The organism is Pseudomonas yamanorum (assembly GCF_013386765.1).
Taxonomy (GTDB): domain Bacteria; phylum Pseudomonadota; class Gammaproteobacteria; order Pseudomonadales; family Pseudomonadaceae; genus Aquipseudomonas; species Aquipseudomonas yamanorum_A.
Genome location: NZ_JACARE010000025.1, coordinates 59,385 through 74,047, shown reverse-complemented (window position 1 = coordinate 74,047; position 14,663 = coordinate 59,385). Strand labels below are relative to the sequence as shown.

Annotated in this window: 12 protein-coding genes and 1 pseudogene; 2 read left to right on the top strand and 11 right to left on the bottom strand. The window is 58.6% G+C overall.

Annotation, left to right across the window (positions count from 1 at the left end):
• Positions 1-7 precede the first annotated feature (7 nt).
• The 11 genes and pseudogenes from HX875_RS20980 to HX875_RS20930 form a co-directional block, all read right to left on the bottom strand.
• The gene (locus HX875_RS20980) at positions 8-1,357 is read right to left on the bottom strand and encodes an MFS transporter (protein WP_177045281.1); all 1,350 of its coding nucleotides are present in this window, start codon (positions 1,355-1,357) and stop codon (positions 8-10) included.
• Positions 1,358-1,446: 89 nt separating this feature from the next.
• A complete protein-coding gene (locus HX875_RS20975) occupies positions 1,447-2,160 on the bottom strand; it encodes an SDR family NAD(P)-dependent oxidoreductase (RefSeq protein WP_177045278.1) in 714 nt (237 codons plus the stop codon).
• A 13-nt stretch (positions 2,161-2,173) separates the two neighbouring features.
• Entirely contained in the window at positions 2,174-3,463 is a 1,290-nt protein-coding gene (locus tag HX875_RS20970; protein ID WP_177045276.1) for a flavin-containing monooxygenase, read from the bottom strand.
• Positions 3,464-3,587: 124 nt separating this feature from the next.
• Positions 3,588-4,514 (bottom strand): LysR family transcriptional regulator, encoded by a 927-nt coding sequence (locus HX875_RS20965; protein ID WP_177045274.1) that lies wholly within the window; start codon positions 4,512-4,514, stop codon positions 3,588-3,590.
• 145 nt (positions 4,515-4,659) lie between these two features.
• Positions 4,660-5,809 (bottom strand): annotated as a pseudogene (locus HX875_RS20960) (IS3 family transposase).
• A 143-nt stretch (positions 5,810-5,952) separates the two neighbouring features.
• On the bottom strand, positions 5,953-6,366 hold the full coding sequence (locus HX875_RS20955; protein ID WP_177045273.1) for a hypothetical protein: 414 nt from the start codon (positions 6,364-6,366) through the stop codon (positions 5,953-5,955).
• 51 nt (positions 6,367-6,417) lie between these two features.
• Positions 6,418-7,026, bottom strand: a complete 609-nt coding sequence (gene hxsA, locus HX875_RS20950; RefSeq protein WP_177045271.1) for a His-Xaa-Ser repeat protein HxsA — start codon at positions 7,024-7,026, stop codon at positions 6,418-6,420.
• Positions 7,023-8,258 carry a His-Xaa-Ser system radical SAM maturase HxsC gene (hxsC, locus tag HX875_RS20945; protein ID WP_177045269.1) on the bottom strand — a complete coding sequence of 412 codons (1,236 nt, stop codon included), beginning with the start codon at positions 8,256-8,258 and terminating at the stop codon, positions 7,023-7,025. The genes hxsA and hxsC overlap by 4 nt, the downstream gene beginning before the upstream one ends.
• Positions 8,258-9,745, bottom strand: coding sequence for a His-Xaa-Ser system radical SAM maturase HxsB (gene hxsB / locus HX875_RS20940; RefSeq protein ID WP_177045267.1), 1,488 nt, complete (start codon positions 9,743-9,745; stop codon positions 8,258-8,260). The genes hxsC and hxsB overlap by 1 nt, the downstream gene beginning before the upstream one ends.
• A complete protein-coding gene (gene hxsD / locus HX875_RS20935; protein ID WP_122482579.1) occupies positions 9,742-10,041 on the bottom strand; it encodes a His-Xaa-Ser system protein HxsD in 300 nt (99 codons plus the stop codon). The genes hxsB and hxsD overlap by 4 nt, the downstream gene beginning before the upstream one ends.
• A gap of 346 nt (positions 10,042-10,387) precedes the next feature.
• On the bottom strand, positions 10,388-11,302 hold the full coding sequence (locus tag HX875_RS20930) for a LysR family transcriptional regulator (RefSeq protein ID WP_003217142.1): 915 nt from the start codon (positions 11,300-11,302) through the stop codon (positions 10,388-10,390).
• A gap of 248 nt (positions 11,303-11,550) precedes the next feature.
• On the opposite strand from HX875_RS20930, the gene HX875_RS20925 reads away from it, so the two are divergent.
• Positions 11,551-12,573 (top strand): zinc-dependent alcohol dehydrogenase family protein, encoded by a 1,023-nt coding sequence (locus HX875_RS20925; protein WP_177045265.1) that lies wholly within the window; start codon positions 11,551-11,553, stop codon positions 12,571-12,573.
• 659 nt (positions 12,574-13,232) lie between these two features.
• A complete protein-coding gene (locus HX875_RS20920; protein WP_177045263.1) occupies positions 13,233-14,636 on the top strand; it encodes a hypothetical protein in 1,404 nt (467 codons plus the stop codon).
• The last annotated feature ends 27 nt before the right edge of the window (positions 14,637-14,663 follow it).

The window sequence follows — 14,663 nt, the reverse complement described above, 5'->3', positions numbered from 1 at the left end:
GTAGCTCTCATTTTGGGAGGGGTTTGCCGGTGGAATCTTTGACGAACAGGATCGACACCAGGCCGACCACAGCACCCGCAATCAGGTACCAGGCGGGGATCATCTGGTTGCCGGTGGTGGAAATCAGCCAGGTATTGATCAAGGGTGCAGTGCCGCCGAACAGCGACACCGCGACGTTGTAGCTCAGGGCCAGGGCGCTGAAGCGCACCCGTGCGGAGAACAATGACGTCATGGTCGCCGGCATCGCGCCTTCGAAGAACAACTGCGACAGCGTGAGAATCAGCAGCGCCGCGAGCAGGAATGCAGCGTTGCCGGTGTGCAGCAGCATGAAGCAGGGAAACGCCATCACGATGAGCAACACACAACCGCTGATGATCATCCGATTGCGCCCGAGGCGGTCGGCGAGCAGGCCGGACACGGGGATCAGAACGAGCATGAACAGCGTCGCGGTCATGCCCAGGGACATGGCAAACGACTTGCTGTAGCCCAGCACGTTTTCCAGGTAGCCGGGGATGTAGCCGAGGATGATGTAGTAGGTCACGTTGAACACGGTGACCAGGCCCATGCACTGCAGGATTTTCGGCCACTCATTGACCAACAGGCTGAATAGGCTTTGCTTGGGCGTGTTGGCTTTGTTGAGTTTTTCGCTGGCCTGGATCTCCTTGAACACCGGCGTTTCTTCCAGGCCCAGGCGCAGGTACAGCGCGATCAGGCCGAGCAGGCCGCCAATCGCAAACGGCACGCGCCAGCCCCAAGCCTGCATCACCTCGTCACCCAAACCCAGGGTAAAGAGACTGACCACTGCACCGCCGAGCAGGAAGCCGGAGATATTGCCGAACTCCAGCCAACTGGTGAAAAAACCACGGCGTTTATCTGGCGCGTGTTCGGCGATGAAGGTGCAGGAACCGCCGTATTCGCCACCGGTAGACAGGCCTTGGAGCAGGCGCATCAAAATCAGCAGGATCGGCGCGAAGATGCCGATGCTGTCATGGCTGGGGATAAGCGCAATCGCAAACGTGGCGATGGCCATCAGGCTAATGCTCAGCGACAGTGCCGTGCGGCGCCCGTATTTATCGCCAATCGGGCCGAACACCAGGCTGCCCAGGGGGCGAATCAGGAAGCCGGCGGCGAAGGTGGCGTAGATCGCCAGCAACTGCGTGGTGGGGTTGTCGTCGTGGAAAAAGGTTTTGCCAATGATGCCCGCCAGGGAGGAGTACAGCGCAAAGTCGAACCATTCGACCATATTACCCAGTGTCACACCGACCACGGCTTTGGTCAGGCGCTTGGGAGCGGGTTGGGCCGGCGCACGCGCGGCTGAAAAATCGGGGTGAGACGAGGAAGCGTAAACTTCGCCCATGATATTGCCCTCTGGAATAATTGTAGTGAGGCAGCAGTCAATAGGGAGTCAGGCCCACGTCTGGCGCGTGGGGCCTGCAAGGCAGCGGGTCAGCGCATAAACACACCACCGGCGATGCACAGCGATTCACCGGTTACATAACCTGGCTTGGCGCTCAGTTGCCAGACCCAGTCGGCGATTTCTTCAACTTTGGCGGCACGCTTGAGCGGGATGGAAGCGACAGCGGCTTCGATACGGCCACCGGCGCGGGTGCCTTCGGTGTCGACCCAGCCCGGGGCCAGGGCGTTGACCACGATGTTGTCGTCGGCCAACTCAATGGCCAGCGAGCGCGTCATCGCCACCACGGCCGCCTTGGAGGCGCTATACAGCAGTTGGTTTTTGGACACGGTAAAGGCATCCACCGACGCAAAAAACACGATGGCGCCGCCGCCCGCGGCTTTAAGGTGACGGCTGCCGATGCGCGCAATGTTCAGCGAACCGAGCACGTTGATGTCGAAAATCTTGCGGTACAGCGCTTCGTTGAAGCTGTCCAGGGACGAGGTAGGGAAGATCCCGGCGGCGTTGATCACGGCCCGCAAGGGCGCCTTGCTGTCGAGGGCGGCGTCAATGGCATCGGTCAGGGTGTCTTCGCGAGTGATGTCGCCGACTACCGGGGAAAACAGTGCGCTGGCGGCTTGTTTGCTGGGGGTCACATCGACGGCGACCACATGCCAGCCTTCATCCTGGAAGCGTTGTGCGACGGCCTGGCCCATGCCTGAGGAAGTGCCCGTGATGATGACGCTGGCGTTCGGTGCATTGTTCATAGTGGGTATCCGATCAGGCGAGTTGAGGTTGTGGGGCAGGAGCGGGCAGGGCCAATTCGAGGACGTCCAGTTGGTTCTGGGTTTCCTGGTAGTTGGCCAGCCATTCACGTTTGACGATGTCGATGCGCGAGTCGGCGGTTTGCAGCTGGGCGAACTTGGCGGCGAGGCCTTTCATGCCTGAGGCGCGCAGCTTGAGGAAGCGCATCACCAGCTTGGTCTGCTCGCAATACACCGGCCATTGCGGGCCACGTGGCGCGCCCAGGCCGATGTAGAACAGCCCTTCAAGGTTAGTCGGCAGGGTCATCGCGGCGGTGCGCAGCGGGGCGCCGTCACGCCATTGCAGCAGGCTCTCATCGAGGAACGGCAAACGCGTGTTGAAGCCGGTGGCCCAGAGGATGGTGTCGTAGTCGGCCTGGCTGCCATCGGTGAAGGTCACGGTCTTGCCTTCAATGGTGTCGATGCCTGGCGCGACCTTGATGCGACCGTGCTGAATCCAGTACAGCAACAGGGTGTTGACCACCGGTGGCTGCGCGTCCAGGTCATAGGTTTCCGGGGCTGGCAGGCCAGGGTAATTCTTGTGGGTGCCGACGCTGGCCATGATCAGCATGTTCATGATCATGTTCTGTTGTTCCGGCGCCAGTTGGCCGAGCAACGGCAACTCGCCACGGGGCAGGCCGAACACGGTCTTGGGTTGGAACAACTGGCCACGGCGGATCGCGATGGTGGTGTCCAGGCGCGCCTGTGCAGCATCCACGGCGAGGTCGCAGCCGGAGTTGCCGAAGCCCACCACCAGCACCTTGCCTTTGATCTGCTGCACGTTGCGGTATTCGCCGGAGTGAATCGAAATTCCGGTAAACCGCTTGCCGACTTCCGGCACCTTGCAGTCCCACAAATGCCCGTTGGCGACCAGCACGCCGGCGTAGCGCTTGGTGGTGCCGTCGGCCAGGGTCACGTCCCAACCGGCTTCACCGTTGTCGCCCAAAGGCTTGATGGCGCTGACCGCAGTGTTGAAGGTGATTTTTTCACGCAGGCCGAACTGGTCGGTGTAGGCGTTCATGTAGGTCTTGATCTGGTCGCGGCTCGGGTACACCGGGTAGTCGGCGGGCATGGGGAAACCGTCGAAAAACGAGCTGCTTTTGGGCGTGATCAGGTGCAAGGCATCGTAGTCGGTGTTCCAGTGGCCGCCGATCTGTGCGGACTTTTCAAAACAGTCCACCTGAAAGCCCGCGTCGGTCATGGTCTTCAAGGCGGCGAGGCCTGCGGCGCCGGCACCGATGATGCAGTAGCGTGGTTGATTGGACATTATGACTCCCCATTACTCGAACGTTGGAAGCGCCTATTGTTGGCGTCCGTGGAATGAGTATCCGGTCAAGGGCTGAGCGGATGAATGGGGCAAGTCATGTGCGTCCTATAGGGATCGCCTATAGCTAGAACGACTCCAGGTGTGCGTAGCGGTTCTGGATACGGCTCAGGTGCGTGCGCATCAGGTTGAGCAGCACGCGGGTCGGCGGCGAGATGGGCGTGTCGTGGCGGTGAATGAAGCCAAACACCTCGAAGATCGCCGGGGTGATCGGCACCCAGCCGAGGCGGTCGTTGAAGCCCAGGTGGTGCAGGATCGGCCGCGTTGCAATCACATCACCGAGCCCGCGCGCGGCCAGCTCGAAACCGGTGATCTGGTGCTCGACCTCGATGATCGGGTCGAGCACTTCGCCGCCCTTGGCCGCCAGTTGCGCCAGCAGGCGGCGAATCGGGTCGGCCGAGCGCCAGCGTGCTTCGGTGAGAATCAGCGGCGCCACGGCCAGGTCATTGATGGTCTTGGGGCCTTTGAGCCGTTCCGGGTCGGCGCTGATATACCCCACCTGGGCCGACCACACCGGCTCGCTGACCGTCAGGTTCTGCTGCTTGATCGGCAGCATCACCAGGCCGGCTTCAATCTCGCCCTGGCTGACCAGCTCGGCGATCTCCGACGAGTTGTAGCCGACAATCTTGATGCGCATGTCCGGGTGCAGCGTGCGGAATTCTTCGATCAAGTCGGTGAGAAAATAGTGATGCGCGGTGCCAAAGGTGCCGAAGCTGGCCACCCCGCCAGACAATTCCCGCACGGCCTGCACGGCCTCATACCCCTGGCGGGCCGAGGTCACCATGCCCTGCGCAAACGGCTGCAGACGCCTGCCGGCCTCGGTCAACATCAACCGGCGGTTGGTGCGGATAAACACATGGGTGCCCAAGTGCTCCTCCAGCCGCAGGATCTGCTCGGAGAGTGAGGGTTGGGAAATGTGCAGGCTCTCGGCGGCCTTGGAAAACGTACCGTGCTCGATAGCGGCGAGAAAGTAGTTGAGCTGTTGCAGTGTCATAGGGCTGACCATCACCAATTTTGCACAACATGGCATACATCGGGCGTATCGCGAAGCGGCGTGAGGCTATTGTCCTGAATACCCGTCCTCTTCCCAAGTGAAAATCGTCCTTCCATTTGACACATCTTGAATCGCCCCGGATTTTCTAGACACCTTTCAAGCTCATTGCGTAACGCTTTTCAAACTCTATCGGTGACAGCTGATTGTTGAAACCATGCCGGCGTTTTGCGTTGTAGAACATCTCGATGTAATCGAACACATCACTACGAGCATCTTCCCGCGTGGTGTAGATTTTCCGCTTGATTCGTTCCCGCTTTAGAAGCTGGAAAAAGCTCTCGGCCACGGCGTTGTCATGACAGTTGCCTCGGCGACTCATGCTGGCAACTAAATTGTTCGCCTTCAAAAAGCTGCGCCAATCGGTGCTGCTGTACTGGCTGCCTTGGTCGGAGTGAACCATCACCTCCTGTTTCGGTTTACGCCTCCAAACCGCCATCAATAACGCATCAATGGCCAAATCACTGGTCATTTGCGACTTCATTGACCAGCCAACGACCTGACGAGAAAACAGATCCAGGACCACAGCCAAATACAGCCAGCCCTCATAAGTACGAATGTAGGTGATGTCGGTGACCCAAACCTTATTGGGTTCTACGACATCGAACTGGCGCTTCAGCAAATTGGGTGAGGCAACCGCTGGCTTACCGCCGTACTTTCCAGGGCGTCGTCGATACCCTGTCTGAGAGCGCAGACCCTCAAGACGCATCAGCCTCGCCACACGATGCCGACCACAATCTTCACCGACCTCGCGCAGATCGTCATGAATTTTGCGCTAGCCATAAACTCCGCCGCTCTCCAGCCATGAATGCTTGATCAAACCCAGCAATCGCTGGTCGTCTTTAGCGCGTGCAGATTGCGGCTCAGACAACCAAGCGTAATAACCACTGGGGTGGACTTTCAGCGTCAGGCAAAGCCGTCGTATGGAATAGTCGCCTGCTCGCTGCTTGATAAAGGCGTACTTCAGCCGCACTCCTTGGCAAAGTACGCGGCGGCCTTTTTAAGATGTCTCGCTCTTCAGTGACCCGCTTGAGTTCCGCTCGCAGACGACGCAGTTCAGCGTGCTGATCATCGTCCTGCTGCCGCTCCTCTTGAGGTTTGCTGTAGCGCTTTATCCAGGCATAGAGGCTATGCGTCGACACGCCAAGACGTGCCGCTACATCAGCGACAGGCAGCTTCTTTTCAGTCACTTGATTGACCGCTTGGGTTTTGAATTCTTCGGGGTAACGCGGGTTGCTCATGACACCTCCTAATTGGCCTCAGTTTAAGGCAAAGAGGTGTCTACGAAACCAGGGGCGATTCAGTTTACATAGCTTGTTAACCAACTACGGCTGTTATCTTAGGTCGACCAAGTTTAGGCCTTAAAGGAGGCATATAACCTGGCTCAGGGCAGTAACCAAGTGCTGTTTGGGGTGGTTGAACGGATTCCGACTGCATGGCATTGTTCCAGAATCGGCAGAATGTAGGTGATGTTGGTACGCCCCGGCTTGCCTTCTGCTCGGTAACGAGCAGCCTGGCAAAGTGGGCCGGCTTTTTCGTACGTATGGTTAGAGCTGATTTCCACCGCTTGTGCTTGGCCGAAATGATTGTTTCCGGCGAGGTAGTCCAACGTTTGCTGGAAAGCTGCTCGAGTCAGCGCCAACTGCGAGTCTTCCGATCCGGTCTCAATCATAACGCGATTTGCATCAACGGTCGTAATACGGAAACGGGCGCTACGCGACGGTGTTTGCAGCTCCTTGCCCTGCAGGCGGCTGATCAATGCCCAGAGAGTGTTGTCGACTTGAATTATGTGCTGCATGGGATAAATTCCTTCGTTGCTGAACGGACGCTAGCTTTAACCTGAGGCGACTTATGGAATCTTGATACCCAACGCATTCAGCGATGGAGTATCCATCCGGCCATTCACGGTCAGCCCACTGTCCATCTGAAAGGCCATCAACGCACCACGTGTCGTCTTGCCCATCACCCCATCAATGGTGCCTTGGTAATACTGGCGCACCATCAGCGCGGTCTGCACACGGGTGACCAGGTTGCTTTTCTGCTCATTGGTCGCGCGGCTCTTAGGCGTGCTCGAACTTGTCCCGCTGGTAGTGCCAGACGACTGATAAAGGCTGTTGCTGCTTGGGGTGCTGCTCGAAGCACTCGGCGCGCTGTAGCTTCGGGTGCTGGTAGCGGGTGGGCTGTAGTAGCGAGGTGCGCTATAGCCACCCGAGCCGCTGTAGTGAGAACTGTGCGAGCTGTGGGAGCTATGTGAACTGTGCGAGCGATGTGCCGCATAGATGTTCACGGCGTCTGGCACATTGAGCGTATCGGCAAATACCGGGGGTTGCAGCTTGTCGGAAGGCTGCCAGTTCGCATCGGCGAGCGACATATTGCCTGCCTGTGCCAGGGTGGTACCTGCCATCGGCAGCAGGGTGATCCCACTGATCAGGACTTTCCAGCGGTCAAGCAATTTCACTGTGCACTCCTTGCGTAGGCGCTAAAGGCCTCTGTCGATAGTTGTCGTACGCCGCGGCTCTGCCAGCGGTCGGTGTGGGATTTGAAGAAGCCGGAGCAATGTTTGACGGCTGCGCAATGCTGGCAGGTATCGATGAACAGGTTCTTCCAGTCCGAGATGCTCTGCCGGGCGAAACGCGAGAGGTGGGCCGGGATCAGGCACAGGGGCAGGTTGTAGATCGAAACCGGCACTCCGCGGTTGAACAGGAAATACACGGCCTGGCTCAACGACTCCTGATAGTCCAGCGGGTCAATCCACAGATCTTCGTAGTTTTTCCTGGCCAGGCCGGTGCTTTCGATACCCATCAGCGCAACATGCCGCACGAAGGACAGGTTCCTGAACACGTAGTGGGCGAGCTCTGGCAAGCGTGGCGCGGTCAGGCGATTGAGCACCACGCGTATCTCGATGATCTGGTTGGCGCGCGCCAGGTTGTAAAGGCCTTGCAGGGTTTCGCTAAACGCGCCGGGAGCCTGCACCACATGGTCATGGTCTTCGGCATTGTCGGCATACAGCGGGATGCCCCAGCTCAACTGAGGGTGACCGATGGAAGAAAGCGCAGCGATCCAGCTCGGGGCTTGGAACAGACGCCCGTTACTGAGCACATGAATGGATTTCTGCGGCAAAACGGCTTTGCACTTGGCCAGAATTTCGAGCAGGCCATCGCGATAAAGCGTTGGTTCTCCGCCGCTGATTCCCACATTTTCCTCGCCCTGGTCCATCAGGTCGATTAGCCGTAGGTTCTCCTCGATATGCCAACGGTCATCAATATCTTTGGGCGGCTGCGAGCACATTAGACAGAGGCTATTGCAACGATCGGTCATAAACAGCAGGTTGCTGTCCGAGCCTCGTCGATAGAGCACTCGCACCAAAGCGTTGCCGGGTGTGATGGCAATGACATCGCCGGGCTGCACGACATCCGCATCTTTGGGTGTGTGCAGGTGTAGCTGCGCGCTATCGAAGTCGCCAATCAATGGCTCTGGGGTCAGGAATCCACCCACTGGCAATGAAAGCAAGTTCGGGCTTCTTAGCCTTTCTTGGTTTGGTAGCCAAAGTAGCAGATCACCGAAGTCAGCGTTTCCGGCACAAACAGCCAAGCCTTGTTCGATGAACTCATCCAGAGTGATGACCTTGAGCAGTTTCGGCTCATTAAGATGATGGATTTCGAAGTGGGTATCTTTGCGTAGCATCGCCATCAGCCCCTGTAACCCGGAAATCGAACATCGTTGTAAGAGCGCCTGTTCAACCAAGACAGCAGCACCCTTTGGACGTTGTCGTCGCCATCGCAAAGCAGGCCGAAAAGATGTTTCAGCAGCCCCATGTTCTTTTTGCAGAAGCTGCTGAACACTCGGTGTCCGATCGGGTCGGCTTGGCGGGCATAGTGTTCGATAGGGTCGGCACCACAGTACGGGACAAGTGCGCAGTCGGAGCAGCCCGGCAGCGCCTCTGCTACACCACTGGCGAGCAACGCATTCATAACGGGCGATGCGAGTAATTCAGACAAGGGTTGGTGTACGGTGCCGAGCCTAAAGCCTTCTTCACCCATCTCCAGCAACATTCGGGCTTCGTCCGCTGGATAGACGTAACCGTCATAGTTGTAAACCAGCGCCGCAGTGCCAGCGCCAGCAGGGGAGCGGAGGTCTACATAGCCGGAGGAGAAGGGTGTCAGGATATTCTTCAGCAACAGGCTCGTATAACTCTCTGAGAGGTATACGCCCTGTTGGTTGATATGCAGCAAATAGGCCAGTGCCTTCTTGTAGAAGGCTAGGTATCGCTCAATAGGGTAATCAAGTCGATGGGCACTCTTGGTGGCAAACCCATAAGGGCTCAGAGGTCGAAGCGAGATGCTGGAGAAGCCCTGGCTTACATACTCATCGATGATCGCTTCAGGCTGTTCGAGGCTTCTTGAAGTCAGCGTGGTCAGCGCGGAAACTGCATCATGGCCAAAGCGTTCACGGACCCACTGGATGCCTTTTACAGTGCGCTCGTAGGAGTCTCGTGACGGGGTAGGGCGGTTGGCATTGTGCAAGGGCGCCGGCCCATCGAGCGAGGTCGAAAACTGGATGCGATATTCTTCTGCGAAGTCGAGTATTTCCTCCGTCAGGTGGTGCAGTGTGGTGGTGATGACGAACTGGATATCCCGTTGTTCGACCACGTTCCGTTCGACGACCCATTCGACAATCTGGCGGACGCGCTCGAAGGCCAGAAGCGGCTCGCCACCCTGAAACTCCACAGTCAGGGCGGGAGCGTTCGATTCGAATAGGCGATCGACCGCCGCCTGTGCATCCGTTTCCGACAGGTCGTGGCCGGATCCTCCCAGAGGGGCCCGCGACACCTGGCAGTACTGGCAGGTGTGGTTGCAGCGCAATGTAACCACGAACAAGTGCAGTGCAGGGCCCTGGAAGAGGAAGTCCTTGCGGCTGCGATACTGCGCGGCCATTTCCGGGAACGGGTCGTGGCGGCCTGGTTCATAGATGAAGTGGCGGGCCAGCAGGTCCTTGTAAAAAGGCGTACTTGCTTGAACTTCGAAGTAACTGAGGGCTCGTAATTGAGCGTCGTTCACGTGCATGTACTCACCGGTATCGGAGGTGAGCAGGATGTCACGGTCATGTCCCGTGTTCATGCGCATGAATCGAAAAGGCAGCAAGCGGTAGTGCTTGGAATCTGTCGCAATTAGTGTCACTGCGAAATCCCACATCCAGCGAGCGCGGCTCGAGCCAGTACTTCGCGCAACCCTGTAGTTTCGCGGTTGATATGGTCGCGGAGGGCGAAGTCGTTCAGATGCTGGAGGATCAGCGAGTGAGCCTGCTCCGGGGAAAGCGTTAGCCTAACTTCAGCGGGGCGGGCCGTGAGGCTTATCTGATTGGCTTCAATACCGACCTGGATCGCGACAGTGTCGGCCAGGGAGTAAGCGGCGCGTTGCACCACGCTGAGCGGGTAGGCTGCGCTGTCGAGTTTCAGCGTGACTGGCCATGTCATCGGAACCGGTCCTTCAAGTCCGTTGGGAACGTGTGGATTTTGCCGGTTGCCAAGGCATTATGCCATCATAATTTTTTACATTTGCACGCATTTGTTCAGCGTGGTGGGTGGTGCGTTCACTAGGGCTCGGTCATTGATATGGGTAGGGGCGAGGATCCACATCTCCCTTAGTGTATCCATCCTCATCAATAGCCCACTTGGCCCAAGGCTGGGGGCATCCTTTTCAAACCATCCAAAGCATGCCCTCAAATGTGCCCCCAACGTAGCAATCCACTGGAAGTGAATGGAGCTCCGTGGTTTGTGGAAAGGCAGAAATGATCAGCCGAACAGTCTGCCAGACGCCCCCCTAAAGACTGTCAGGATCCCCAAAAAACATCTGAATCCGCGACCTTAACCAACGCTCCCCCGGATCATTGTCCTGTGACCCACGCCACGCCATGTGCAACTCAAACGTGCGCACCGGCAGTGGCGGCTCCTCGGCCCGCAAACCACCTGCAGAGGTCAGCGCTTCTGCGGCATAGTCCGGCACGGTCGCGACAATATCGGTACCCGCCAGCAACGTGCCCAACCCGTTGAACTGCGGCACTGCCAGCACCACATGGCGCTTGCGGCCCAGTTTCTCCAGTTCTTCATCCAGAAACCCGCTCAAATCCCCGGCGAACGACACCAGGGCATGGGGCCGAGCACAGAAGTCGTCCAGGCTCATGGAGCCGGGCATGCTGTCGGCCCGCAGCAGCATCGGCTTGCTGCGGCGCAGTACCTTGCGCTTGGCGTTGGCCGGCAAGTCGGTGGTGTAGCTCACGCCAATCGAGATTTCGCCGGAGGCCAGCAGGCCCGGCATCAGGATGTAGTTGACGCGACGCACCACCAGCACGATGCCGGGAGCTTCGGCCCGCAGGCGTTTGAGCAGCAGGGGCAGCAGGGCGAATTCGACGTCGTCCGACAGGCCGATGCGGAATACGGCGGTGCTGGTGGCCGGGTCGAACTCGGACGCGCGGCTGACGGCCGTGGAGATCGAGTCCAGGGCCGGGGAGAGCAGGGCGAAGATTTCTACCGCACGGGCCGATGGCTCCATGCTGCGCCCGGTACGCACAAACAACGGGTCGTCGAACAGGCCCCGCAGGCGCGACAACGCGGCGCTGATGGCCGGCTGGCCCAGGAACAATTTCTCGGCAGCGCGGGTCACACTGCGCTCATGCATCAAGGTTTCGAATACGATCAACAGGTTGAGGTCGACACGACGCAGGTCGTTACGGTTCATCTTGTGTCCCAGGCGGCGTCAGTAAACTTGACGGGAGCGGTCATATAAGAACAATGACCGGCATGAATCTTACGGGGAAAGGCTGGTACTCTGCACCGGCTAATTCAGTTTTCCTACATGGCTTGGTACGTTTTCCGTATGTGCGGAATCAATGACAGGCATGTCGACTATTAACGGCGACCGGTGGTCTTGCTCCGAAAGCCCAGATAGAGTTCATGGCAATAGAGGTTACTTTGACGAGGTTTGCGATGTCCCGCACGATCCGTTTTCACAAGTTTGGTCCGGCCGAGGTGCTCAAATGCGAAGAGCATGCAGCCGCTAAGCCCGCACCGGGCGAAGTGCAGGTGCGCGTCGAGGCGATTGGCATCAGCTGGTACGACATTCTGTGGCGCCAGAACCTGGCGTCGTCCCATGCCCGCCTGCCATCAGGCCTGGGTCATGAAATGGCCGGCGTGGTTGTGGCCGTTGGCGAAGGCGTTGACGACCTGAATGTAGGTGACAAGGTCGCCAGTTTCCCGGCCGAGAGCCCGAATGATTACCCGGTGTACGGCGAACAGATCGTCCTGCCGCGCTCGGCCCTGACCCGGTACCCGGATGTCCTGAGCCCGATCGAAGCCAGCGTGCACTACACGCCGCTGCTGATTGCCTACTTTGCGTACATGGACCTGGCACGAGTCAAACCCGGGCAATTCGCCCTGGTGACGGACGCCAGCCACTGCGCCGGCCCCTCGTTCGTGCAACTGGGCAAAGCCCTGGGTGTGCGGGTGATTGCTGCAACCAAGACCAGCGACGAGCGTGAATACCTGCTGTCCCTGGGGGCGGAGAAGGTTATCGTCACCGAAGAACAGGACCTGCTGATGCAAGTCAACAAGTTCACCGACAACCGCGGCGTGGACGTGGTGTTCGATGGCTTGGGTGGCCCGCAGATGTCGTTGCTGGGTGATGTGTTGGCGCCCCGTGGCAGCCTGGTGCTGTATGGCCTGCAAGGTGGTAACCAGACGCCATTCCCGGCCTGCGCAGCCTTCCAGAAGAACATTCAGTTCTTTGTGCACTGCATCGGTAACTTCACCGGCAAACCGGAACTGGGCATCATCCAGGACCAGGTGGCCTTGCAGCGTGCCCTGCGTGACATCAACCAACTGACGGCCGACAAGGTACTGGTACCGCTGAAAACCACGGTATTTCCGTTCAGCCAGTTCGTCGAAGCGCACCGTTACATGGACGAATGTCCATGCCGTGAGCGGGTTGCCTTGCAGGTAGAAGCTGTTTGATCTGTGGGAATATTCTCAAGCGAGTCTTCCTGCCCCCGGGCGCATGGGGTAAATGCGCCATTTGACAGGATTTAACCTGCCGACTGTTTGACCCGGGATTCAAGGCCTTGAGCCCGGTAAATCACCCGCTTCCCCCTGACGCCGCCCTGAATCCCAGCGCGGCGTTGTCGTGTCTGGACGATCCCGACCCTTGGCGCGTGCTCATCTGCACTGGTTTTAGCCCAGGTTCTGTATCTGTTAATCATTATTCAAGCGCTGATAATTGCCCCGTCACTTTCATCTCAAGGATTGAGCAATGATTGAATATCTGAAACTACTCCGCGCATCCGTTAAGCCCAATAACGTTTCGTATGCCCGCTCATGCGGAAAAGCATTATTAAAGTTGGTTGCGTCAGATGCTTCTTTAGTTTGTAAGTTAAAACAGGGTAGGAAGTTGTAAGAGCCTTCCTAAGACCGCCCGCTTGAGCTCTGCGCCTCGACTGCTTGGCGCTTGTCCGGGACTGGAAGCCCCGATACGCCGATTGGCGGGCATGGTCCGGTGCTAATCTCGATTAAATGTCACATGTTGCAATAGACAACACCCCCTATGGAAACAACAGGTCTGGCAAATACCGTTAACGGTTGCCCGAAACTGATATTTCAACTCAGGTAGTAGAACTATGAGCGCAATTCACGAGCAAGCCATGAACTATGTCTATCAACAAGTACTGCAACGCTTGGTAGGGCATTTCTCTCGAACAGAGCGCACTTCGCTGCAATTGTTGATTCAACGAATCGTCGTGGCGGCAGGCGGCATTGAGCGGCTCGGTGAGTACAGGGTGTTGGTCGCCCACGGCACCGGCCCCGGCAGCAGCTACGTCCTGACCTTGCTGCGTGCGGCACAACTGACACTCGCGGGCCGCACGCCCCGGACCTTTCAATTGCGCGTCGCCACCTTGCGCCATGCCGGCATGACGCAAACCGCGCTGGACACCCTGCATCGCGGCTACAGCGCGCTGTTCCTGCATGATGACCCTCGGGTGGAACTGCTGATGGTGGAGAATCAGGAGGTGTTGCCGTTCAACCACCTGCGACCGGCAGCCGCTACAGCGCGCGACAGCAGCCGGCGCAACCTGTTGATGGTGGGGCATATGACGTCGGCGGACCTTGGCCAGACGCTGTGCAGTGACGCTTACCTGGCCCTCGGCGACTTTTACCAGCGCGTGACCACATGGAACGGCGGGGTGCATGCGCTGGTCAGCGGTGATTCCTCACGCAAGCAACGGGCGTACCTGGCGTGGCTGAAGAAGGCGGCGCTGTCGGCCAGCGTTGTGGTGCCCGCGCGGCAACCCCGGGTGCTCAGCGGACTGTTCGCGCGCATGGATGAGTGGAGCGACGGGTATTACCGAGACCTGTACGGCGAGCACTACGCCGACGGTACCCCTGAAGACAAGGACAGCCACCGCCATCTCGCCTACATCTGCGTTGCGGACCTGATGGAGGCGGTCGACTACGCGTCCGGGCCGTTGCTGCGGCAGTTCCTGGCCTATCAGACGGACGAGTTTGGCTTTCATTTCAGCCACCCGAGCCACGTGAACCCGCTGCTGATGGCCCACCTGCGGGGCCTGCAGGCAGAGTCCCTGCGGGAACTGGACTATGAGGAGGGCGTCCTGGGGTTTGTACAGCAGGCCACGCCGTTCATGCGACGCAAGCAGATTAGCGAACACCTGATTGCCCGGGCAGCCACTGCCGAGGGTCGCGCCTTGTCTGCCGGGTACGCCCACGAGTTGTTTGGGCTGGAGGAAAGCCAGCTGAATTGCCTGATGTTCTCGCCGTTTATCCGGCACGGCGAGCGCCTCGAAAGCTTTTTGCGCCAATGCCATCCCGGCATGCTGGTGGCACTCCCTGAGCTGCACAAGGCACTGCAAGGCAAGCCGGTGGCCGATATGTTGGCGCAATGGGTGACCGACGTCAGCGGGCTACCGCTCGACTTGCTCCAACATCTCTATCGCAAGCGATCCGCCACTATGGTGCCGCAGTCGGACACGCCGGCCATGGCAACCTGCCAGCTGTCAGGGCGTTAAGGGGGTGGCGCCGAGTGTAACGGCGGG